This window comes from Vibrio sp. 378, assembly GCF_033339435.1.
In genome coordinates, this window is the sequence record NZ_JAWOUO010000746.1 from 1 (window position 1) to 620 (window position 620).

Annotated in this window: 1 protein-coding gene; it reads left to right on the forward strand. The window is 45.6% G+C overall.

The window, feature by feature from the left end:
- Positions 1–620 (forward strand): alpha-amylase family glycosyl hydrolase (locus R7Q48_RS28630; protein ID WP_318133718.1); only part of this gene is annotated, 620 nt, incomplete at both ends.

Below are 620 nucleotides of genomic sequence, written 5' to 3' on the forward strand. Positions count from 1 at the left end.
TACGTGAAAGCATTTCGCCAAGCGACCAAATCCGTTAATCCGAATGCTTATGTGTTAGGTGAGCATTTTTTTGAGGCGACTCAATGGCTGCAAGGGGAGCAAGAAGACGGCGCGATGAACTACTACGGTTTTGCCCACCCTGTTCGAGCGTTTATCGCGCATCAAGACATCACGTACGACCCAATCGATATAAATGGTTTTGAGTTCAAAGCGTGGTTGGATGAAGCCAGAGCAAAAGTTCCTTTTGCCAATCAGCTCTCACAACTCAATCAACTTGATAGCCATGACACGGCACGTTTTCTCACCTTGGTGAATGGGGATGAGAAAAAAATGCAAATCGCGTTGGCCTTACTCATGACTTATGTCGGCGCACCATGCATTTATTATGGTAGTGAAGTCGGTCTTGAGGGAAGCTTTGACCCAGATAACAGACGTTGTTTCCCTTGGCATTTAGTTCAGGGTTCGCATTGGATCCATCTGTACCAACAGTGGATTGAAATTCGCAAACAGTTCAAAGCCCTACAATCTGGCAGCATGCAATGGCTTTATTGCGACGAAAGAGCATTTGCTTATGCAAGACAGCTTGGTGAAGAGACGATCATTGTTGCAGTCAATATTGG